This window comes from Paenibacillus sp. FSL M7-0802 (assembly GCF_038004945.1).
Classification (GTDB): Bacteria; Bacillota; Bacilli; order Paenibacillales; family Paenibacillaceae; genus Paenibacillus; species Paenibacillus polymyxa_B.
In genome coordinates this window covers 5,915,528-5,936,702 of record NZ_JBBOSD010000001.1, presented here as the reverse complement: position 1 = coordinate 5,936,702, position 21,175 = coordinate 5,915,528, and the positions used below count along the sequence as shown (strand labels likewise).

The 21,175-nt window shown below is 42.2% G+C and carries 19 protein-coding genes and 1 riboswitch; of the genes, 14 read left to right on the top strand and 5 right to left on the bottom strand.

Annotated features, from left to right (window positions below):
* Window positions 1–847: 847 nt before the first annotated feature.
* On the bottom strand, window positions 848–1,741 hold the full coding sequence (locus MHB54_RS27010; protein WP_023988631.1) for a LysR family transcriptional regulator: 894 nt from the start codon (window positions 1,739–1,741) through the stop codon (window positions 848–850).
* Between the two features lie 346 nt (window positions 1,742–2,087).
* Between MHB54_RS27010 and MHB54_RS27005 the strand changes: the two genes are divergently transcribed.
* From MHB54_RS27005 to MHB54_RS26995, 3 genes are all read left to right on the top strand, one after another.
* On the top strand, window positions 2,088–2,528 hold the full coding sequence (locus MHB54_RS27005) for a DMT family transporter (protein WP_023988632.1): 441 nt from the start codon (window positions 2,088–2,090) through the stop codon (window positions 2,526–2,528).
* Window positions 2,529–2,549: 21 nt separating this feature from the next.
* Window positions 2,550–4,013, top strand: coding sequence for a glycoside hydrolase family 1 protein (locus MHB54_RS27000; RefSeq protein ID WP_340982064.1), 1,464 nt, complete (start codon window positions 2,550–2,552; stop codon window positions 4,011–4,013).
* 86 nt (window positions 4,014–4,099) lie between these two features.
* Window positions 4,100–5,962 carry a beta-glucoside-specific PTS transporter subunit IIABC gene (locus MHB54_RS26995; RefSeq protein WP_023988634.1) on the top strand — a complete coding sequence of 621 codons (1,863 nt, stop codon included), beginning with the start codon at window positions 4,100–4,102 and terminating at the stop codon, window positions 5,960–5,962.
* A 350-nt stretch (window positions 5,963–6,312) separates the two neighbouring features.
* Here the strand turns inward: MHB54_RS26995 and MHB54_RS26990 are convergent, their stop codons facing one another.
* Both MHB54_RS26990 and MHB54_RS26985 read right to left on the bottom strand, forming a co-directional pair.
* Window positions 6,313–7,227, bottom strand: coding sequence for a dihydrodipicolinate synthase family protein (locus MHB54_RS26990; RefSeq protein WP_279833697.1), 915 nt, complete (start codon window positions 7,225–7,227; stop codon window positions 6,313–6,315).
* Window positions 7,228–7,434: 207 nt separating this feature from the next.
* Window positions 7,435–8,079: a YczE/YyaS/YitT family protein gene (locus tag MHB54_RS26985; protein WP_340982063.1), complete on the bottom strand. Its 645-nt coding sequence runs from the start codon at window positions 8,077–8,079 to the stop codon at window positions 7,435–7,437.
* A gap of 114 nt (window positions 8,080–8,193) precedes the next feature.
* Here MHB54_RS26985 and MHB54_RS26980 point away from each other — a divergent pair, with 114 nt between their 5' ends.
* From MHB54_RS26980 to MHB54_RS26965, 4 genes are all read left to right on the top strand, one after another.
* A complete protein-coding gene (locus MHB54_RS26980; protein ID WP_068938417.1) occupies window positions 8,194–8,646 on the top strand; it encodes a MarR family winged helix-turn-helix transcriptional regulator in 453 nt (150 codons plus the stop codon).
* A gap of 26 nt (window positions 8,647–8,672) precedes the next feature.
* Window positions 8,673–9,191 carry a GNAT family N-acetyltransferase gene (locus MHB54_RS26975; protein ID WP_338533596.1) on the top strand — a complete coding sequence of 173 codons (519 nt, stop codon included), beginning with the start codon at window positions 8,673–8,675 and terminating at the stop codon, window positions 9,189–9,191.
* Window positions 9,192–9,274: 83 nt separating this feature from the next.
* Window positions 9,275–9,373, top strand: a riboswitch (guanidine-I (ykkC/yxkD leader).
* A 94-nt stretch (window positions 9,374–9,467) separates the two neighbouring features.
* On the top strand, window positions 9,468–9,809 hold the full coding sequence (locus MHB54_RS26970; RefSeq protein WP_023988640.1) for a DMT family transporter: 342 nt from the start codon (window positions 9,468–9,470) through the stop codon (window positions 9,807–9,809).
* 3 nt (window positions 9,810–9,812) lie between these two features.
* Window positions 9,813–10,127, top strand: a complete 315-nt coding sequence (locus tag MHB54_RS26965; protein WP_023988641.1) for a DMT family transporter — start codon at window positions 9,813–9,815, stop codon at window positions 10,125–10,127.
* 155 nt (window positions 10,128–10,282) lie between these two features.
* Here the strand turns inward: MHB54_RS26965 and MHB54_RS26960 are convergent, their stop codons facing one another.
* Window positions 10,283–11,836 (bottom strand): PucR family transcriptional regulator, encoded by a 1,554-nt coding sequence (locus MHB54_RS26960; protein ID WP_340982062.1) that lies wholly within the window; start codon window positions 11,834–11,836, stop codon window positions 10,283–10,285.
* A 311-nt stretch (window positions 11,837–12,147) separates the two neighbouring features.
* Between MHB54_RS26960 and MHB54_RS26955 the strand changes: the two genes are divergently transcribed.
* The 3 genes from MHB54_RS26955 to MHB54_RS26945 all read left to right on the top strand — a co-directional run bounded on the left by MHB54_RS26955 (window position 12,148) and on the right by MHB54_RS26945 (window position 15,013).
* Entirely contained in the window at window positions 12,148–13,113 is a 966-nt protein-coding gene (locus tag MHB54_RS26955) for a flavodoxin family protein (protein ID WP_340982061.1), read from the top strand.
* A gap of 536 nt (window positions 13,114–13,649) precedes the next feature.
* On the top strand, window positions 13,650–14,411 hold the full coding sequence (locus MHB54_RS26950; RefSeq protein ID WP_340982060.1) for an SDR family oxidoreductase: 762 nt from the start codon (window positions 13,650–13,652) through the stop codon (window positions 14,409–14,411).
* 431 nt (window positions 14,412–14,842) lie between these two features.
* Window positions 14,843–15,013 (top strand): hypothetical protein, encoded by a 171-nt coding sequence (locus MHB54_RS26945; RefSeq protein ID WP_155613676.1) that lies wholly within the window; start codon window positions 14,843–14,845, stop codon window positions 15,011–15,013.
* Here the strand turns inward: MHB54_RS26945 and MHB54_RS26940 are convergent.
* Entirely contained in the window at window positions 15,010–16,713 is a 1,704-nt protein-coding gene (locus MHB54_RS26940) for a helix-turn-helix domain-containing protein (RefSeq protein ID WP_068938413.1), read from the bottom strand. The genes MHB54_RS26945 and MHB54_RS26940 overlap by 4 nt on opposite strands.
* Window positions 16,714–16,910: 197 nt before the next feature.
* Here MHB54_RS26940 and nikA point away from each other — a divergent pair, with 197 nt between their 5' ends.
* The 4 genes from nikA to MHB54_RS26920 are packed head-to-tail and all read left to right on the top strand — an operon-like array spanning window position 16,911 to window position 21,161.
* A complete protein-coding gene (gene nikA, locus MHB54_RS26935) occupies window positions 16,911–18,536 on the top strand; it encodes a nickel ABC transporter substrate-binding protein (protein ID WP_028541263.1) in 1,626 nt (541 codons plus the stop codon).
* A 19-nt stretch (window positions 18,537–18,555) separates the two neighbouring features.
* Window positions 18,556–19,497, top strand: coding sequence for an ABC transporter permease subunit (locus MHB54_RS26930; RefSeq protein ID WP_025722474.1), 942 nt, complete (start codon window positions 18,556–18,558; stop codon window positions 19,495–19,497).
* Between the two features lie 4 nt (window positions 19,498–19,501).
* Window positions 19,502–20,383 carry a nickel transporter permease gene (nikC, locus tag MHB54_RS26925; RefSeq protein ID WP_023988651.1) on the top strand — a complete coding sequence of 294 codons (882 nt, stop codon included), beginning with the start codon at window positions 19,502–19,504 and terminating at the stop codon, window positions 20,381–20,383.
* Window positions 20,346–21,161, top strand: coding sequence for an ABC transporter ATP-binding protein (locus MHB54_RS26920; protein ID WP_048481501.1), 816 nt, complete (start codon window positions 20,346–20,348; stop codon window positions 21,159–21,161). The genes nikC and MHB54_RS26920 overlap by 38 nt, the downstream gene beginning before the upstream one ends.
* Window positions 21,162–21,175 lie beyond the last annotated feature (14 nt).

Sequence of the window (21,175 nt, the reverse complement as noted above, 5' to 3'; positions counted from 1 at the left end):
AATCCAAAGTTTTGCTAGCAATAAATTAGAAAATCCATAAACGCAGCCATCCAATTACCAAGAATTTTTCTACATGACGCACACCATTTTAAATCGGTTATGTGAACAGGTGCGGCAATCCCTTGTCATCTAAAAGCCGTGATTTACGAGGGCTTATCAGAATATCTGGTAAGTGGTTTCAAAGGGTTCGTTTCCTGTCTGGTCACAGGGTAGAAGCTCACTCGGTTGTGATGCGCTCGGCAACAAAAACGATTCGATTCGTACACAGTATACATCACACAACAAATGTTTTCGGTACGTTCGCTGTGGCAGTATTCACTTCATTCTTAAGGGTCAAGTCGCCAAAACTTAAAAATAGCAAGTCTCTTGCAACTTAGAGACTTGCTATTTTGTGTTTTCGGTTCATTAAATTTTGTGAAAAAAAATAGTTCCAAAGTTATGAATTTTCTAAAAATTTATACTTTTAACAGCCGAAGGGCACTGCGGTTGGTACGTCATGTCGGAACGAGGAGATTGATTCAAAAAAATTGGTTGGTAAACTTGAGCTTTGAGTTAATAAAAAAATGTCGGATGACAAAAGCCATGTTGCATTAGGAGCCGCCTAAATGACGGCTTTTTTGTTTTAAGAAATCAAGTTCATGCTCCGAGCCAAGGACAAGAACTTGATTATTCCATTGCCGATTAGATATCTACCTATTTAATGCTCACTATACCGACCATCCAGTTGTCGCAGGAGCAGACGACCTCATTCTGGAGCGGTTGAAGCGAGGTTCGTTGACTGTCAAATAAGAAGCCCTTAGTGAGCTTTTTTTAGACAATTCTTTAATAGATAACCCAATTTATAAATTTATACTGTGCAGCTTTGAAAAAGCTCAATAAACTTCTGAGCTGCTGAAGAAAGGGGCAAGTCTTTTTTGATAGCAATACTTAAAAACCTTTTAGGTATGATTTCTTGGATGGGCACTATGAATAGCTGTTGTTGATCCAAATCGCTGCGAACAAAATCCTCGATTACACACGATATGCCCAAACCTTTTTTAGCAAACTCAATTAACAGTTCCATGGTACTCAGTTCTATTTTAGGTATTACTTTTAAGCCATATGAAGTGAAAAAGTTGTCAATATATTTTCTTGTATTAAGTCCTTTCTGCATGAGAATGATCGGGTAATTTACTACTAGTTCTTTTAAGAATATTGGTTTATCACATATTTCTTTAAATCTCTCACCTACTACAAAACAATCTTGTATTTCTATTTTTCCAATCACCGTCAGAGAATCTCTGCTTCCGTTCAGATTGATGATTCCTATGTCAACTTCGCCTGACTCTAGCTGCTTAATTGTAGAATGAGTAGATTGATCTTTGATATAAATCTCGATATTAGGGTAAGCCAAGGAGAATGTCTCTAGGTATTGCATCAAGAAGTTACTACAAGCTGTTGTGCTTACGGCTATTCTTAGTTGGCCAGCATCTAAATTCCTTAATTCCAAAAATTTTCTTTCAGCCGCCTGTAATAACTCATAGCTTTGTTCTACATATTGATATAATATCTCTCCTTCCGCAGTAAGGGACACTCCTTGTGCCCTTCTATGGAACAACTGTCCACCTAGCTTATTTTCAAGCAGTTTTATGGACTGACTAACTGCCGATTGTGATGTAAATAGTTCCTTTGCCGCATTAGACATACTTCCAGCTTTTACTGTGATATAGAAGATCTTATAGAGTTCATAATTAATATCCATATAAGTATTTAGTATACCTCCTATACTTATTATTAATTTTACTTATTATACTGCGTGAATTATACTCGGGTTGTCAATGATTAATCGATAAATTGAGAAGGTGATCAATCTAGTATTCCCATATTTAAGATATATTATTGACTCATCTGTAGGAGATATTCAATCTTCAGAATTTGAGAGGGGATAATACTGTGAGGCGGGATTACTTTTGCAATGGACACACTTGAAACCGTTCTTTTGGTATTTTCTTTTCTCGTGGTTCTAAAATCGGATAAACGATTTATTGAAGCACTTCGTTCAATTTCAGATTGGCTAATTGATCAAAGTAAGAGAAAGGGGAAAATACATGGCTATCATATTCATAATTTTCGCATTATTGGCAGGAATGGCCTTGCCTACACAATTTAGTGTTAATGCGCAGCTAAGGACAGTGGTGGGATCACCTATTGTTGCTTCGGCCATTTCTTTTACAGTAGGTGCCATCTCATTAATAATCATATCTTTTTTTGTAAAAGGATCGTTGTTCAAAAAAGAATGGTTTGAAGCTCCCTGGTGGATGTGGACAGGAGGACTACTGGGTGCTTTCTATGTATTGGCGACAACCATTCTCATGCCCAGAATAGGAGTAGCAGCTACGGTTGGATACGTTTTAGCTGGACAAATAATCGTGTCGGTGATCATTGATCATTTTGGATTAATTGGTGCTAGTATGCACACTTTGAATATTCCTCGATTATTGGGAGCTCTTTTGGTTATTGCAGGAGTCTTTATCGTACAAAAATTTTAAATACATTTGGGGGAAACGTACATGAGCAAAATAAGAAAAGACTTTCTGTGGGGAGGGGCTATTGCTGCTAATCAAGTAGAAGGTGCACATCGCAGGGATGGAAGAGGGTTAAGTACCGCTGATATTCAGCCGTTTATTCCAGGAGCTGATCCTATTGATCTACATTTTAATAACATGGATTCAGAAACATACGAAAAATACAAACATGGGACATACTATTTCCCTAAGCGCCAAGGAGTACATTTCTACGAACGATACCGTGAGTATATCGATGCGTTAGCAGACATGCATGTAAAAACGTTGCGGTTGTCTATTTCTTGGAGCAGGATTTTTCCGAATGGAGATGATACCGCTCCAAACGAGCAGGGTTTGGCCTTCTATGATCGATTATTTGAGTACATGAAAGAAAAAAATATTGAGCCAATCGTCACGATTTTCCATTATGAAATGCCTTTAAATTTGGTTGAGCAATATGGCGGTTGGACAAACCCGAAACTGATTGATTTCTTCGTGAAGTATGGGGAAACCGTCCTGCAAAGATATCATCAAACCGTTAAATATTGGATCATTATCAATCAAATTAACCTTGTCCACAAAGAGGCATTTGCCTCCCTTGGCATACTGAAAGATAAAGTTGATCATTACGAGCAGTCTCAGTTTCAAGCGGTTCATCACCAATTCGTAGCTTCTGCAAAGATTACTGAGTTTGGCCACAAGCTAAATCCATCCCTTCAAATGGGAATGATGTTGGCCGATACGTTAACCGCCCCTTATTCATGTGAACCTGCAGATGTCGAACTGAATTTCAGACGGAATCGAATGCAATATTTCTACAGCGATGTTCTGATTCGAGGAGAGTATCCAGAATATGCATTGACGTATTTCGAAGACCATGACATCCAGCTGGAAATTACGGAATCGGAGAAAGAGTTGCTTTGGAACAATACAGCCGATTTCCTTGCAGTCTCTTATTACTGGTCAAATACTGTTAAAGCTAGTGAGAATACGATGGACCCTAATTCTACCGTCAAAAATCCCCATTTGAAAGCGAATCGCTGGGGCTGGTCTATAAATGCTTCAGGATTATATCTCTGCATGTCTAAGTATTGGGACAGGTATCATGTTCCCATGATGGTGGCTGAAAATGGTCTTGGATTTAAAGATGTTTTAACAGCGGACAATAAAGTTCATGACGATTATCGCATCGAATACCACCAGGAGCATATTGCAGCACTGAAAGAGGCAATACATGAAGGGGCAGATGTTTTTGCCTATTGTACCTGGGCGCCTTTCGACATCATCAGTGCAGGTACTGCTGAAATGAGCAAAAGATATGGCTTTATTTATGTGGACTATGATGATGAAGGTAATGGAAATGGGCAATTCCATTATAAAGATAGTTTTTACTGGTATAAGCAAGTTATTGATACAAACGGCGAGGATCTTCATAGAACACAAACGATTAGGATGAGAATCACTAAATGATGAAGGCACCCCCGGATCATTTTGTATCGTTTCAGTAGTACGGTATGTGGAAAATGGTCCGGGCATTTATAATAGGGGGGACAACTATGAGTTATCAAAAATTGGCAAAGGATATTCTGGATGGCGTAGGAGGAAAAGAGAATGTAAATGCGGTGTGGCATTGTGCCACTAGATTGAGATTTAAATTAAATGATGTGAGTACTGCAGATACCAAAAAGATTGAAAACACAGATGGGGTCATTACCGTCGTCAATAGTGCCGGACAGTATCAGGTGGTTGTTGGTAATTCCGTTGCTCAAGTCTATGATGCACTAACATCATTACCTGGAATGGCATTACATGCTTCTAGCAACAATGAAAGCGCTTCAGAAAAACGAACTGGGAAATTTAATCCTGTCAGTCAGTTGATGGATTTTGTTTCGGCCGTATTTACGCCATTTCTGGGAGCCTTGGCTGGATCCGGAATTTTGAAAGGCATTCTAGCTTTATTTACAACAATGAACTGGATATCGACTGACAGTGGTGCGTATAAAATATGGAATGCAGCAAGTGATGCCATTTTCTATTTTTTGCCGATTTTCTTGGCATTTACTGCGGCCAAGAAGCTTAAAGTCAACCCATTCGTAGCCGTTTCGTTAGCTGGTGCACTCATTCATCCGTCTTTAGTAGAGATCGTATCCAATTCACAAACGATTGATTTCTTTGGCATACCGATCATACCAATTACGTATACGGCGTCTGTGTTTCCCATTCTGTTGTCGATTTGGGGCCTCTCTTACTTGGAACCTTTGTTGAACAAATTCTTTCCGGAATCAATTCGTAATATGCTAACCCCTCTGGTTTCTCTAGTGATTATGTTGCCTTTAACTTTGGCTGTTATCGGCCCTCTAGGCACAAAGATCAGTGACCTGTTCGCCATGGTATTGTTAGCAATCTTTGGTTTCTCCCCATTACTTGCTGGGTTGGTTTTAGGAGCGTTCCATCAGTCGATTGTCATTTTCGGAGTCCATTGGGCGCTGATTACGCTGATGATAAACAATGTCGCTAATCAAGGATACGACCAATGGTTGCCAATTGTATGTGCAGCCGTACTTTCTCAAGCAGGTGCTGCTCTAGGCGTATTTTTGAAAACCAAGGATGCCAAAATCAAAGGCCTATCGGGTTCTGCAGCAATCACAGCCATTTTTGGTATCACTGAACCGGCAATTTACGGCGTAACCCTTAAATTAAAGCGTCCATTCTACTGTGCAATGATCGCTGCTGGTATTGGAGGCGCTGTTATTGGATCGTTTGAAGTACATGCATCCACATTTACATTTCCTAGCTTGTTGGCTATTCCAACTTATTTAGGCCAAGGTTTCATTGGAGAAGTCATCGGATTGATTATTGCATTCTTTGGAGCCGTCATTTTAACTTATTTCTTCGGTGTTTCGAATAAGAGTGTGACGAATTTGAGTGATCAAGCAAATCCAAACGAGGTTGTGGTACCTGTGAATGGCCAAATTGTTCCTTTAAGCAGTGTAAGCGATGAGGTGTTTGCTTCTGAAGCGATGGGTAAAGGAGCAGGGATTGTTCCAATTAGCGGAATTGTTACAGCTCCGGTAAACGGAACGGTAAGCAGCGTGTACAAAACCGGGCATGCGATTGGCATTGTATCTGATTCCGGTATAGAACTTTTGATTCATATCGGTATTAATACTGTGAAATTAAAGGGACAACACTTTAAACCATTGGTTAAGGAAAATGATAGAATTGGCATTGATGACAAATTAGTTGAGTTTAACTTGGAGCAAATTAAGGCTGCGGGTTATGATCCTACGGTAATGGTTATTGTTACGAATTCATTTAATTATGATCAAGTGCATGTGAATCTGGAGGATCCAAATTCAAAACAGTTATTACATGTGATTCCTGCAAAACCTAGCGTTTCATCTTCAAATTTGGTTTAACACAGGACAGCATGGATTTGATCTTGGAAGTAAATTGAAAAAACGTATAACAGCCAGCTATAGCTATTATAGCTGGCTGTTTTTAGTAGATAGTTCTGTTGCTAACGAAGAAAAGGATTAAGAAATTACGAATGCTTGGGTAGTTCAGCAAAGTATTGGACAATAAGGTCTCGAAATAGCCTTATCGACTTCGAGAGGTAATGAGTTTGCTTCTAGGACAATGTAATTCAAAGCCTCTAGAACACGTTCAGCACCAATTGCAAATGTGAACCACATCTGTTGTTCCTCCAACACTCATAACGAAAAATTTTAATGCAAACGTGCTTAGTAGTCTCCCCTTCGAAAAGGTATTAGCCGAATGGTGAACAGAATGTTTCTGTAGACTGAAGATCCTTTAGTATGAATTTCAAGTGTTCTCTAGCTGATTGATTCAATGGTTGTAAGGGCAAAGGAAGACTGGGACTTGAGATCAAGCCACTTATTTCTGCTGCTGCTGAAATAACGCGAAGGCTGCCATATTGACGAAATAACGACCAAAGCGGTTCAAGTAGCGCCGAGAGTTGTTTCGCTTCTTCAGCAAAACCGGACTGGGCCAAACGGGTCATTTTTTGGCACGCCCTTGGAAACAAACCACCAAGAACTGAGTACCATACTTCACAGCCTGCATCCAAGCCAGTGACTGCGGATGAGTCTCCACTTATTCCTATAGTTACATGGGGAGGAATGGCCGTTCGCAGTTTTCTAATGCGTGCCTTGGCTGCTTCAGGATCAGAAGGCACTCCAGGAATCTTGATAGAACGAACGTTAGGCAGCTCAGCAATCCGACCGTGCAACTCATCACTGAAATGAAAATGTGTAGTCCCCGGATTATCATATACGCAGAGCGGAATAGAGAGCGAGCTTGTCACCTGTTCATACAACGAATATACCTCTTCATTTGTTAATGCCTGGTAAGAAACAGGAGCTAACAGCACTGCGCTTGCTCCTGCTCTTTGTGCATCTTCCGCTAATCGAAGTACTTCAGAAGTACGAATCGCACTTATACTTGTCATCACGGGAATCCCCTCAGATGAATGGACAGCAAGTCGAAGCACACGTAAACGTTCTTCTCGATTAAGATATGCATAATTTCCAGTTGAACCCAATGCACCAATTGAGTCTACACCAGCTGCAACTAATCGTTGAATTAGTGTCACAAATGCTTTTTCGTTAATACCTGTCTCGTTAACTGGCGTGAGTGGAAAAGCAGATAATCCACAGAACATAAAGCTACACTCCTTTATTAATTGACCTTCAAAATACAAACACATTATAAAAATGAATTAGACACAATTAAAGTACCAATTGAGAGACAAATAACAGTACCAATTCTTCTAGAGAAACTTAAGATCGAAACAAAGAGAAGCTTCGGTGTCAACTTGGATATTACATCTTTTAACAGATCAGGTTAGTTGAGAAAGATAAAAAGCATTCTATATAGAATGCTTTTTATCTTTCTCATGATTTAGTGATGTATGAGAGTGTGTTAATATGCGGTCAAGTACGTTTTCAGTAAGTGGCATAAAGTAATTGAGTATTAACCCCCCTAAACAAACGGTTAACAAAGTTCCAATGCCAATGGGGCCATTTAAAATGACTGCTATGATCAAGAATATAAGGTAGATGAGTGTTCTCGAAAAAAATAGATTTGTTCTAGTTAATTCTTGTATGATTAATGTTAATCGGTCAACTGGAATTGGTGCAAAATTTGTCTGTAAATATGTTGCAGTTCCTAATCCTACAACAACTAAACCAATTCCAAAACAAACAACTTTGCTGTACCATAGTTCAGGTGCTATCAAATTGTGTAATAAAAAAAGCCACATATCAATACCAATACCCGTTATAAATGCTGTTAACAACCCCAAAACTTCTGGTCTTTGTCTTTTTAAAAGCGAATTACAACATATCAATATTATAGCTATTATGATTTCCCAACTTCCCACAGTAAGCCCCACATTTATGGACAGTCCTACCAAAAGTGCATCAAAAGGTGAAGTCCCAAGGTCTGATTGTATAGTGAACGAAATTCCAAGGGATAATATAAAAATTCCTAATACAAAAAAAATATATTTCACTTTACTCGACCTCTTTAATATATTTTTTTGTTGCAAATGCAATAAAAATAAGGTAAATTCAATATATATCATTTTTATTGCATTTGCAATAAAATAGGGGCAAAGGAGTTAACTATGAAGGAAGTGCTTCGTGAAATTGGAATGATCGCAAGGGCATTAGATTCTATAAGTAATATCGAATTTAAAGAATATGACCTTACAAAAGGGCAGTATTTGTACCTTGTGCGAATATGTGAAAACCCAGGAATCATTCAAGAAAAGTTAGCCGAGATGATAAAAGTAGATCGAACAACTGCATCTCGTGCTATAAAAAAACTTGTAATTAATGGCTTTATTGAAAAGAAAGAAGATAACCATAACCAAAAAATTAAAAAACTCTTTCCAACAGAGAAAGGGAACAATGTTTATCCTTTTATAAAAAGAGAAAATGATTATTCCAATAACATTGCATTAGAGGGATTTTCGGAAAGAGAAGTAGAAACCATTTTCAATCTTCTTCAAAGAGTAAGAGAAAATATAGGGGATGACTGGGAATTTGTAAAAAAGGGGAACAAAAGAAATTATTGATTTACATGAAGGAGAGATGCATTAAAGTGACTGTGAAAATAATAAAGTGCAGCCGTGAAGATTTACAAATACTCCAAGAAATAAGTATTGAAACATTCAACGATACTTTTAAAGATCAGAATTCACCTGAAAATATGAAAGCCTATATGGAAAGAGCATTTAACTTTAAACAGTTGGAGGAGGAATTGTCCAACGTCTCTTCAGAAATCTTTTTCATCTATTTCAATGAAGAACCGGCTGGATATTTAAAGGTAAATATGAATGACGCCCAATCCGAAAAACTGGGTGATGAGTCGCTCGAAATTGAGAGGATTTATATAAAAAATAAATTTCAAAAACATGGGCTTGGTAAATATCTGCTAAATAAAGCTATGGAAATTGCGATGGAACATAATAAGAAGAAAATCTGGCTCGGTGTATGGGAAAAAAATGAAAACGCCATTGCTTTTTATAAGAAAATGGGGTTTGTTCAAACTGGCGCGCACTCTTTTTATATGGGTGATGAAGAACAAATTGATTTCATAATGACCAAAACAATAATATAAGTTTAGGATGATATACGAATTCTTATTAATTTTATATTGTAATTTATTCACTAATGTGTATAATGTTAACTATAATTGAATTCAAAAATGTTTTCTAGGGTTCCGCGATGTAATATCGGCTGGTCCGAGAGAAAACTCACAGTCGTCGTACTGTGCCACGGAGGGATAAAAGCCTGGGAGAAAAACTGCTGTATGCAGTATTCTCTCAGGCTTTTTTTATTGCTGCTATAAATCCATACTACATTTGTAGCATTATCAAAAAGGAGGAAGCACAGAATGAACAAGACATGGTTATCTGTTGTAATTGCGGCATTATTTGAAGTTGGATGGGTCATCGGCCTGAAACATGCCAGCGGATGGTTAGAGTGGGGGGGTACTTTAGTTGGAATTTTAGTAAGTTTCATACTCATGATTATGGCTTCCCGTACGCTTCCGGTAGGTACGGTGTATGCAGTGTTTGTCGGGTTGGGAACGGCCGGCACTGTATTGGCAGAAATTTTGTTGTTTGATGCTGAGGTACAGGGATCTAAATTGTTGCTAATCGGGGTGCTTCTGCTCGGAGTTGTAGGGCTCAAAATACAGAGCAAAGAGAAGAAACAAGGAAAAGAGGTGCACTGACGTATGAACTGGGTATTTCTAATTTTGGCAGGCGTATTTGAGATGATGGGAGTTCTTATGATTAATAAGCTCCATAAAGATCGGAATTTCCTGTCTGCTTTTTACTTGCTTGCAGGCTTTGGATTGAGCTTCTTGTTTCTATCCCTGGCCATGGAAACACTACCCATGGGAACGGCCTACGCTGTCTGGACCGGTATTGGGGCTTCTGGCGGGGCCATATTGGGCATGATCTTTTACAGTGAACCGCGTAATACCGCGAGAATTCTGTTCATTGCGATGGTACTCGGTTCAGCAGTTGGCTTAAAGCTGGTAAGCTGATTAATGATGGAATTAGACATACTGGTCATCTTAGAACAGCAGCGAACTATCTGAATGCTTATGGGCTATCATTAAATTTAAAAATAGAAAGAAAAGACCAGCGTGCAGACAAAGTATCGATAAGAAATTTTGTCTGCATGTTTTTTTGCATTTGCTTACCCTTCTATACTCTGATCTTTAGGATCGCCGCGTTGTGTTTTCAGTTTTAGAAAATGAAGAGTCATTTGAAGTTTCAGACGAATATCACCATCGCTTAGATCAATCTCGAAAAGCTCACGCATCCTGTTGATTCGATAGAACAAAGTATTTCTATGAATAAAAAGTGTTTTAGCAGCAATATTTGGAGTGTCCACATATTGAAGATAGGCTTCAAGGGTAGGTAGCAAACTTGTTTTGTGGGCATTGTCATAAGCAATTAACTTTTGGATAACTGGATGGCAGAAGTCAGCGAGATCGTTCTGTTCCGATATGATCTTTCCAATATGCTCGCAGAGATAGTCCTCATACATATATACTGGCTTGTTAGAATTAAGTTGGAAACCAATCTCGATGGCGGTTAGGCATTGCTTATAATATTTTCGCAAAAAGGTTAAATGACTAAAGTAGTCACTCAGCGAAGCAGTTAGGCCGTTTACTTGGAGAAATTCCAGAATTCGTTTGTCTTCAGCAATGATTTTACAGGATGAATCAACGAGGGAAATGAGAAATACAATACGTCCCTGATATACGTTCCAACGGCTATCCGGAAGTAATTGGATCATATGCTGTGCAACCAACTGAACTTTCCCGTCAAAAAAGCCGTTCTTCAGGTCTGTCAAGGTCATCACTCTCAGGTAAGGTGTAAGCGTCCATTCCAGATGAGCCAGTCGCATTGCGATGACATTAGCATCATTGAGCTCGCCTGTAAGCAGTTCGGAAAGCAAAAAACTATGCATCATTCCTTGATTGCAATTATAAAAGTCGTTCTTTTGCAATTCTACCGAAACCAACTCACAAAGAAATTGTACGAGTTCAAAATCAATATCTGTAAATTTACGATCCAGTTCCATAACACTGACCTGCGCGAATTCTATACCATGTACGTACACAAAAGCTGTTATCCAACAGTCGTTGGTCTCGGGATCGCGTGAATAATAAGGAGTAAGAGCCATACGGGTTAATTCGTACAGATTGGATTTCTTCATGCTCTCAATATTATTGTCAAGAATATAACCCAAATTTCGCTGCTGTTCGATATCAGGTCGGCTGGGGATGGGGGCCTGACACATAGCGAGTAACTTATAGCCTGCGTCGACAATGATTACCGGATTACCAAAGATGCGTGAGGCCTCGTTTGTCAAGTATTGCAAACCTTTGTTTGAGTAAAGTGCGGATATCAGAGTGTGCATATGCTCAATGAGCCGATTCTCATGAGCAAGTATAGATGAAATCTTTCCCGAAAGATCCAGCAGGTCCAGTCCATTTGGCAGAAGGGTAAGGCAAGTATAAGAGTCTACAAGTGCATCACAATCCTGAATGCAGAAAAGAGGAGTGTCTGTAGGAAAGTCCTTTGGCAAATCCGAAAGATTGCCTATATAAGCGGTGTCAGCCTGGAAAACGGAACTCAACCGCAGGATAGTAAATTCACTGATTTCTTTTGTTTGCATGGCCTCTTCGGGCAAGGAAAGATAACAGTCGCTAAGTTTTCTGATTATTTTTTGAATTTTCACGAGAGCAGCCTCCAAAAGCTTTTTAATCCTTGTGCAATATTACAAAATATCGTCACTATATCGGCCCTGGTTTAAATTCCAGCACATAGGATATAACGCTTTCATTATATATACTGAAATTATTACGCGCTGCAATAAATAACACTTTAATCAAAAAATGAGTAATATTGTTTAAAATCAAAACTCTGTGAGGGAATAGTTTCGGAATTATGTGAGCAAATTTATGCGAAATTAGTGGAGAAAGCTGAAACTCTCGCATGGATTTGCTTCAGGATCTATGCCTAACAAATACAAATTGCAGGAGGATATTAATGAAAATTTTAGGGATCAGTTGCGGTAGAAGGATGAGTAATTCAGAAATCCTTGTCAAGGAAGCTCTGATGGGTGCTGAAGAACTGGGTGCCGAGGTAGAGCTTATACGTCTTAATGACCTGCAAATTAAACCTTGCACCGGTTGTAATGCTTGTGTAGTCAGCCTGCTTGAAAAGTGTGGCTCAGGAGATTGTGTGATAAAGAACGATGATTATGGATTTATTGAAGAAAAAATAATGGAATGCGACGGGTTAATTGTGAGCTCAGCCATTTATGAGAAGAGTCCGAGTGGACTGTTGAAGACTCTGAATGACCGGATGGGCCCTTCCCATGACATTGCCTTCCGAATGATTGCCAAGAAGCAACGCGAAGAAAGAGGAATAACTACTGGTAAAGGCCCAGATGAAAGAAGCTTTAAGCAAAGAGTGGCTTCTCTTATAGCTGTAGGAGTGAGTGAGTGGGACACACTTGCACTGCCAATGCTCCATCTTTTCACGCTGCCGATGCAAATCAATGTTGTAGACAAAATGCTGGTCAATTGGGTTGGCTTGCCTGGATCAGTAGTCTTCAAGGAAAATGAATTGAACAGAGCTAGGCAATCTGGTCGTCATGTGGCTGAAACACTAATGAACCCGAATACGGAAGCGAAATATATTGGCGAATCTGGTTTATGTCCAATCTGTCATTCCAAACTCGTTGAAATCAGGAATCATGATGATAATTATCCTGCAATATGCGGAATTTGCGGTGTAAAGGGCACTTTGGAGGTTGAACAGGGCAAAGTTAAATTCAATGTCGCGGAAGAAGATAGAGCGCATTCTCATGTTCTAATCTCCGGGAAATTCGAGCATGCGGATGAATTATATAAAGTTTCATTAAAACCTAATTCCAAGGCTGGCGAGTTGCCTGAAAGATTAAAAAAATACAAAAACTATTTATCTTATTCCAGACCTGCTCGTAATTGATATTCCGGATAAAGTGCTTATTCTTTTTTTGAAAGGCTGAGAGCGAATTTGGCTGGTAAGATGCTTGCTGAAGTAGGCATGGTTGGAGCTGGTCTAAACGGCGTCAGTTTTTCATCTTATACACTCTTTTGGTTTATAGGACCTAAGATCATTAATGATTAATTTAGTTGTTGGGAAAACTTCAAAAAGTATCACTCTGGAATATCACTTAGTTATGTAAAGACCAGTCAGATGCAATAAGTTTCTGAACATAAATCCTTTGTTGCTGTAACTAACCGCATCACCTGGATCAATCCCTAAAAATTGACCTGACACTAATCGTTAAACTCCTTCGAAAAGATTCATCAGACTAGCTCCAATACGTGAACTAATCACCTACACAGTTCTTCAGGGACTTTCATGAGGCAGCCTTTTGAGGTGCTCGTTCTTGAGAATCCCCCGTTCGGGCGTGTACTTTCGTACAATTGACTTTGATTTAGAATTTGATCCATACTTCAGATGAACGGTTGTTCAAAAAAACATTGGAGGGATTTTTCATGCGTTTGGGAGGAAAAGTTGCGGTCATTACAGGCTCAGCATCAGGAATGGGGAAAGCAATTGCAGAATTATTTGCAAAAGAAGACGCAAGTGTTATTGTTTCAGACCTGAACATTGAAGGAGCTGAATCGGTTGCAGCAGGAATTAAATCAGCTGGCGGAACCGCCGTCGCAGTAAAAACCAATGTTGCTGATTTAAATGATATTCATGCTATGATCGATACTGCTGTTAATGAATTCGGAACTCTCGATATTTTAGTTAACAATGCGGGCGTTATGGATAACATGGCGCCTGTAGGAGATGTGGACGACGAGACATGGGATTTTATATTCGATGTTAACACAAAAAGCGTTATGCGTTCGATTCGAAAAGTTATCCCGATCTTCCTGGATAAAGGGAATGGAGTGATTATAAATACGGCATCTACGGGCGGCTTCAGCGGCGCGCATGCGGGCGCTGCTTACACTGCCTCAAAGCATGCGGTAATCGGTATTACGAAAAACACGGGGTTCATGTATGCTCAAAAAGGTATCCGATGCAATGCCATTGCGCCAGGAGCGACAGCCACAAACATTACTTCAACGATTCATAACTTAAATGAGTTTGGCGCGTCCCGAACGAAGGTTACACAAGGCGTAATTCCTCGCGTAGGGCAGGCGGAAGAAATCGCAAAAGTAGCCCTTTTCCTGGCATCAGACGAATCGAGCTTTGTGAACGGGGCTGTTATAGCTGCAGACGCGGGTTGGACGGCAGGCTTCTAATCCACTGTTTAACGAGCACACATGCTTCAAAATATATAATCATCGAAGTAAGATCCTTGCAAGGTTAAAGTAATATTCAATTGAAAGAGATGTAATGTCAAAAATAATGTTATAAAATGACAGGAGCGTTGACACACGATCCCGTCATTTTTTAGTTATATTTAGATATCATTATCATGAATGTGAGCTGCATATCGTTTTTCTCGTTTTTTGCGATCGAATAAGGAAACACTAGTCACCGCAGATCCCCGAGATTTGCGCGAATATTATCTGAATACATACTACAAGGATGTCGAGGGACAAGAACAAGGTCCCATTGAAAGTCGCTATTTTATCGGCTTTTTTATTTTATCGGTACAGTTCTTGTCCCAAGCCAAGATAATCAATAAAAAACTTACAGTGAACAAACATCAGACGAGGAACATTGACATATGAAAAAAACCATTGGATTTATTGGAGTCGGTAATATTGGAAGTATGATTGCTTGTTTTGCAGTGGCTGCAGGATATGACGCTGTAGGGGATAGGGATGTAACCAATCGTAGTAAGAGGCGATTGATTACATCCCTATTTTTGGCGTGGAGAAATCAATGTGGTCATTAGTGACTTTTCTTCAGAATCATCTGAGGAAGCTCTAGCAACAATCTGTCCATCGTGAGCGGATCATCGAAATTGTACTTGTTCTCGGTAAGAATAATACGGTCGATGCTTTTCGAGTTCCAGTATGGTAACTGCATCAGTCTTCTGTATAACCGGATCGTACGGGGATCGTTATCCATGAGAATAAAATGGGTATCGGCTTCATAGCTACAGGCATGTTCCGGTCGCGTCAGTTGAAAAGGAATGCCTGCCCGGATTAGTTCCTTCACCTTCGGAGGAGGCTGCATGCCGTCAGGGTGGTATACAGTAACTGCAAAGCCTTTCATGCTCATGATGTAGAGATTGCCCTCAACGATGGAAAACACAGCTGCTGTTTGCTTAACATCCATATGCTTCGCCAGGCCTATCCACATTTGTTTACTTGCAGCGCGATGCCGATAAATCCATTGTTGTGCAAGCTTCTGCCGGTTCATTAGCTCTGCTGTTTGCATGATTCTTGAATAGACGTGTTCATAGCGATCGATGAGCACGGTTGGGGCAATGGATGCCAATTCTTCGATCCAATCTTGACGGAAACCAGAATGAATGATCAGGTCAGGAAGAAGCTTACGTATTTTGCCCGGTTCACCCAGTAATCCAATATCCTCAATACCATTGATGGAATCCCAGTACAGACCTCTTTTACCTATGATCTCCACATCTGCGCCTATCGGCGTGATACCCAAGGACAATAGATCGCCCAGCGAATAACCAACGGCAACGATCCGTTTGTAAGGAACCTCGGGCATGAGCACGGGAGATGAGCTGACTGAAGCAGCCTCCTCGTACTGGCGGGGAGTGATCCCTTCCGTTTGTCTAAACTTGCGCGCAAAGTAACTCTCATCCTTGAATCCCACGGCTTGGGCAATCTGTGCAATCGTGTCCTCGGTCTGTAACAACAGCCGCTTGGCGTGTTTCATACGAATATCCAACACGTAGTCCAACGGTTTTTTTCCTGTAATGGACTTGAATAAGGTACTGTATTGCCATTTAGCCACACCTGCGATGCTGTACAACTGGCGGGCCGTAATGTTTTGCTGATAGTGAGATTCGATATAAGTGACTGTATGCTTCACCGCTTGAATGTTATCGGATATTTCCGTATTCCGTCGAATGTTTTCCATCAGGAACAGGAGTAGTTCCTGCAACGCAATCTGCTGTTTCAATCTCGACTCTTCGGGGACGGGAGTGGGGCGCTTCAATGAGAGGTCGAGCGTTCCTGCCAAATCAAGTAACCTTGATTCGTCAGTAATGTTCATGCGCGTCTCGTACGGAATCATGGACAGTAATTCATTGGCTGGTTTCGACTCTCCAAGCCGGTATACACTGAACACGATGACGATGGCCGCCGCGGTATTCAGCTGCGTGGCGGACGATGAAGCCCCCAATGTTTCTTCGTGCGGATCGACGAATTGAATGCTGGCCTGCGCATCAGGTGCAAGCAGTAAGACATCGTTTTTTTCGGTCTGCACGAAATGCTTCCTCAAGTGCAACACACCGGATGTCGACTTAAACACGACGAGGCGATGCGCCCCAGGCGAGCTCGGGATAAGCTGTTTGCAGGACAGCCTGCGGAAAAGGCTCACGCTTTGAGGGATGTATATGTCGTATCCTTCATTCGGCAAAAAGGAAATTTCTTTTCCGTCAATTGTTGAACGTTCCATGTTGTGCTCCTTAACCAAATGTATTTTGAACCGCGGTTCCAAGCAAGACATGCATAGACAAGTCAATTGTCGCAAGCCCGGTTCTGTTTTTTGTGCTATAAAAAATCAGAAATATATCCATTGTTCAATCATACCAAACTCCTTAACATAAATTGAAGATGATTTTCATTCTCATTAATGTTTTAGGGGGCTTTACCATGCGAAAGAGAAAAATGTTCCAAGGCATACTTGTCATGCTATTTATGCTTCTGCTTGCTGTGACAGCGGCATGTTCCAAAAAAGAGGAGGCAGCACCATCTGCGTCAGCTAACGGGGAACAGGAAAGAGCTAAAGAAATAACGGTTTCATGGATGAGGGATTTGGGTCCATCTAATCCGCACGCGTACTATCCATCACAGCTGTTCTCACAATCCATGATTTACGAACCGCTGGTTGAGTACGGCGAAGGGGGAAAAATCAAGCCTCATTTGGCCACCAGTTGGGAGATTAGCGAGGACGGCAAAGAATATACTTTCCATCTTCGGGAGGACGTCCAATACTCGGACGGAACACCGTTCAACGCCGCTAGCGTCAAGCGTAACATAGACGCGATCCTGCAAAACAAGACGACGCATAGCTGGCTGGGAACGGCCAAATTGCTGGATCACCTCGAGCTTGTTGACGAGTACACCGTCAAGCTTGTCATGTCAGAGCCGTACTATCCGGTTTTGCAGGACTTAACGACCGTGCGTCCATTCCGCTTCTTGGCCGATGCAGGCTTCCCGGAAGGGGACAATACGCTGGAAAGCATTCAGTCTCCCATCGGCACGGGGCCATGGATGCTTGAAGAATACAAGCAGGATGAATACAGCGTATTCGTGAAAAACCCGAACTATTGGGGCGAACAGCCTGAACTGGACAAGATCACGGTCCGCATCATACCGGATGCCGAAACTCGGGTACTAGCCTTCGAGAAAGGCGATCTTGATCTCATTTTCGGAGAGGGTTCCATTAGCCTTGACGAATTCACGCGCCTGCAAAAGAACGATGCATTCGAAACGGAAGTATCGGGCCCGTTGGGCACGCGAAACTTAATCCTGAATACGCAGAATGAAAAGCTGACGGATATGCGAGTAAGGCTTGCATTGCATCACGGATTTGACAAGGCTGCGATGGTCAAAGGCATCACGTCTGACGTGGAACAGCCTGCGACGCAGGTGCTAACGACCGATTATCCTTACGTTAGTCAGACGTTCCCTGGATTTGCATACGATGCCTCCAAAGCAGCAGCTTATCTGGACGAGGCAGGATGGAAGGTTCCGGCATCGGGCGGTACCAGGGAAAAGGATGGCGAGAAGCTGTCGTTTGAGCTGATGTACGATACAACTGACCGCATCCAGAAAGCGATGGGCGAGACACTTCAGGCCGAATGGGCTGGACTTGGCGTTGAACTTCAGTTGACGGGACTTGAGCTGACCGAACAGACCAAACGTTTCCGTGAGGGAGACTATGACATGAACTTCTGGTTCAACTCCGGAGTGCCTTACGATCCACATACATTGGTCAATGCGGTAGCGGAGCCTACCTTTGGCGTTGCAGAGGCACATCTCAATATTGAAGGCAAGGCAGAGCTTGACGAACAGATCAGGCAAGTACTGGCTTCCGTTGACGAGAAACAGAGACAAGAGCTTTATGATCAGATTTTACAAAAAGTTCAGGAAGAATCGGTTATTATACCCCTGTCCTATATTCGTCAATATAACGTATACCAGAAAACACTGGATAACGTTTCATTTCCAGAGAGCAGATGGGATCATCCATTTAATAGCATTCACCTAAAATAAAGAAAAGGAAGGGCCACTTATGGCAGGTTATATTTTTAGAAGAGCACTGACGCTGGTTCCACTCGTGCTGTTCGCCACCTTCGTAGCTTTTGTGCTAATGAGGCTCTCTCCGGTTGATCCGGCCGAGGCGTACTTCTCGGCAGCTCATATCAAGCCTAACGAGCAAATGCTACAGGAGAAGAGGGGAGAACTGGGGCTGGACGATCCCTTTATGTCTCAGTACGTGCAATCTGCTGTTCGCATGCTACAGCTAGACCTCGGGACGTCGTACCTGTCCTCCAAGTCTGTCTGGGGAGAGATTTGGCAAAGGTTGCCCGCAACGTTGCAGTTGACGGGGAGCAGTATGTTGATCGCTTTCGTAGCTGTTGTCACACTAGGGTATCTCTCGGCCGTACACGCCGGGCGGTGGGTAGATTATGCGGTGCGCATTCTTTCCTACATCGGCGCATCCTTACCGCAATTCATGCTGGGTTACTTACTGATCTATCTGTTTGCCCTCCACTGGGACTTGCTTCCCGTGGAAGGAAAGGGCACATGGCAGCATTTGATTTTACCATCATTGACTCTCTCTTTGGCACTTGTGGCAACCTATGCCCGACTGTTTCGCGAGAGTATTCTGGAGCAGATGAAGCAGGCTTACGTGGACTATGCGCATACACGAGGATTAAAGCCGCGCAGCATCATGCTCAGACATGTGGTTCGACTGGCCATTCTCCCCATCATTACCGGATTCGGTATGAATCTGGGTAGGCTTATCACGGGAACGATTGTGGTAGAACGAGTATTCTCCTGGCCCGGTTTGGGGCGGTTTTTCGTGGAATCCATTTTCAACCGGGATTTACCAGTCATTCAGGGCTATGTTTTTTTTGCTGCCTGTCTTTACTTATGTACAAGTCTCCTAACCGATCTTCTGCACATGGCTGCTGATCCGAGGCTTTCCTTGCAAGAAAGGAGCAGGTAGGAATATGAAATTGAAAAGTTTGTTTTTTGGCAAGCGGCTGGTCGTAGGCTTGTGCCTGTTCTTTTTGTGTGTTTGCGCAGTAACAGCTATCTTTGCTCCATGGATAGCTCCCCATGATCCGAATCAGATACGAATGGCTGACAAGCTCGTTCCATCCTCGGCTGAGCATTTACTGGGTACCGACCATTTGGGCAGGGATGTGTTGTCCAGACTCATCTATGGTGTCCGGATTACGTTTGGACTGGTGTTGGGTGTCTTTTCCATATCTGTGCTGGTTGGTGTATCGATTGGCATGTTATCCGGTTACGTAGGCGGTTGGCTGGATCAGCTATTAATGCGGATTTGCGACGGCATGCTTGCATTTCCGAACCTCGTCCTTGTGCTTGGCATCGTTGGTATGCTTGGACCAGGGATATATCAGGTCATTATTGCACTGCTGCTGGTACAGTGGGTGTACTATGCACGTATGACTCGGGGTCTGGTGTTGCATCTGCGTTCCGAGCCGTATTTGCTGGCTGCCCTCATTTGCGGTTCCAGCCGATTAGCGATCCTGAGAAGACACGTTTTTCCGCATATTTTCCCGCAAATTGTGGTGATCGGTACGCTAGAGATGGGGTGGGCCATCATGGATATTTCAGCTCTTTCCTTCCTGGGACTCGGCATTCAGCCGCCTACCGCGGAATGGGGAGCGATGATTAATGAAGGACGCGGCTATTTGCGCGAACACCCTTCCCTAATGCTATATCCGGGATTGTGTATTTTACTTGTAGTCACCGCGTTCAATGTACTGGGGGAGTCGCTCTCCCAACTGCTCGGCGTAAAGAAAGTGAAGGAGAGGAGCACCCGCAATGTTCGAAGAACATCACGTCAGATCGGCAACCCCTGAACCATTGCTTGCACTTCATAATGTCTGTGCCGATGTGATCGAAGACGGCGCTTCTCAACGATTGCTGCATGATGTTTCGTTTTCGTTGCAGCCTGGACGCGTCGTAGGTCTTGCAGGACAGAGTGGCAGCGGCAAAACGCTAACCTGTCGATCGATTCTTCAGCTACTCGATCCTGCCATCCGCATAAACGGCAGCATCAGACTGAGAGGTGATGAACTGAACGGCATGACTGAAGAGCAGTTACGCACCATTCGCGGAAATGATATTGGATATATTGTTCAAAATCCAATGAATGCACTGGTTTCTGTTCATACCATCGGAAGCCAGTTTGTCGAAACGATCCGCACACATGCCCGGTGTAGTAAAACGGATGCGTTGACACTGGCTGTGCAGGCACTTGAAAGTGTAAGGCTGCCTGATCCGCTGGAACTTCTCAAACGATATCCGTTCGAGCTTAGCGGAGGCATGCTGCAACGCGTGTTGATTGCGCTAACGATGTGTCTGTCACCCTCCATCGTCATTGCGGACGAGCCCACCACAGCCCTCGATACCATTAATCAATACCATGTATTGGAGGAACTAGAGAGACTGCGGATGAACCAGGACGTTGCCATCCTGCTTATTACGCATGATCTTGACGTCATCGCAGAGATGGCAGACGAGGTCATCGTGATGCATGAAGGACGGATCGTGGAACATAACGACGTATTATCCATATTCAATCGACCACAACATTCCTATACACAAGAATTGCTACGCAGTCGGTTGAATGAATGAACGGAGGGAAGAAT

Excerpts from the sequence above, each read along its gene's own strand:
- MHB54_RS27010 (WP_023988631.1), bottom strand. The coding sequence starts at position 1,741 with ATGGATATTAATTATGAACTCTATAAGATCTTCTATATCACAGTAAAA.
- MHB54_RS27005 (WP_023988632.1), top strand. The coding sequence starts at position 2,088 with ATGGCTATCATATTCATAATTTTCGCATTATTGGCAGGAATGGCCTTG.
- MHB54_RS27000 (WP_340982064.1), top strand. The coding sequence starts at position 2,550 with ATGAGCAAAATAAGAAAAGACTTTCTGTGGGGAGGGGCTATTGCTGCT.
- MHB54_RS26995 (WP_023988634.1), top strand. The coding sequence starts at position 4,100 with ATGAGTTATCAAAAATTGGCAAAGGATATTCTGGATGGCGTAGGAGGA.
- MHB54_RS26990 (WP_279833697.1), bottom strand. The coding sequence starts at position 7,227 with ATGTTCTGTGGATTATCTGCTTTTCCACTCACGCCAGTTAACGAGACA.
- MHB54_RS26980 (WP_068938417.1), top strand. The coding sequence starts at position 8,194 with ATGAAGGAAGTGCTTCGTGAAATTGGAATGATCGCAAGGGCATTAGAT.
- MHB54_RS26970 (WP_023988640.1), top strand. The coding sequence starts at position 9,468 with ATGAACAAGACATGGTTATCTGTTGTAATTGCGGCATTATTTGAAGTT.
- MHB54_RS26965 (WP_023988641.1), top strand. The coding sequence starts at position 9,813 with ATGAACTGGGTATTTCTAATTTTGGCAGGCGTATTTGAGATGATGGGA.
- MHB54_RS26955 (WP_340982061.1), top strand. The coding sequence starts at position 12,148 with ATGAAAATTTTAGGGATCAGTTGCGGTAGAAGGATGAGTAATTCAGAA.
- MHB54_RS26950 (WP_340982060.1), top strand. The coding sequence starts at position 13,650 with ATGCGTTTGGGAGGAAAAGTTGCGGTCATTACAGGCTCAGCATCAGGA.
- MHB54_RS26945 (WP_155613676.1), top strand. The coding sequence starts at position 14,843 with ATGAAAAAAACCATTGGATTTATTGGAGTCGGTAATATTGGAAGTATG.
- MHB54_RS26940 (WP_068938413.1), bottom strand. The coding sequence starts at position 16,713 with ATGGAACGTTCAACAATTGACGGAAAAGAAATTTCCTTTTTGCCGAAT.
- nikA (WP_028541263.1), top strand. The coding sequence starts at position 16,911 with ATGCGAAAGAGAAAAATGTTCCAAGGCATACTTGTCATGCTATTTATG.
- MHB54_RS26930 (WP_025722474.1), top strand. The coding sequence starts at position 18,556 with ATGGCAGGTTATATTTTTAGAAGAGCACTGACGCTGGTTCCACTCGTG.
- nikC (WP_023988651.1), top strand. The coding sequence starts at position 19,502 with ATGAAATTGAAAAGTTTGTTTTTTGGCAAGCGGCTGGTCGTAGGCTTG.
- MHB54_RS26920 (WP_048481501.1), top strand. The coding sequence starts at position 20,346 with ATGTTCGAAGAACATCACGTCAGATCGGCAACCCCTGAACCATTGCTT.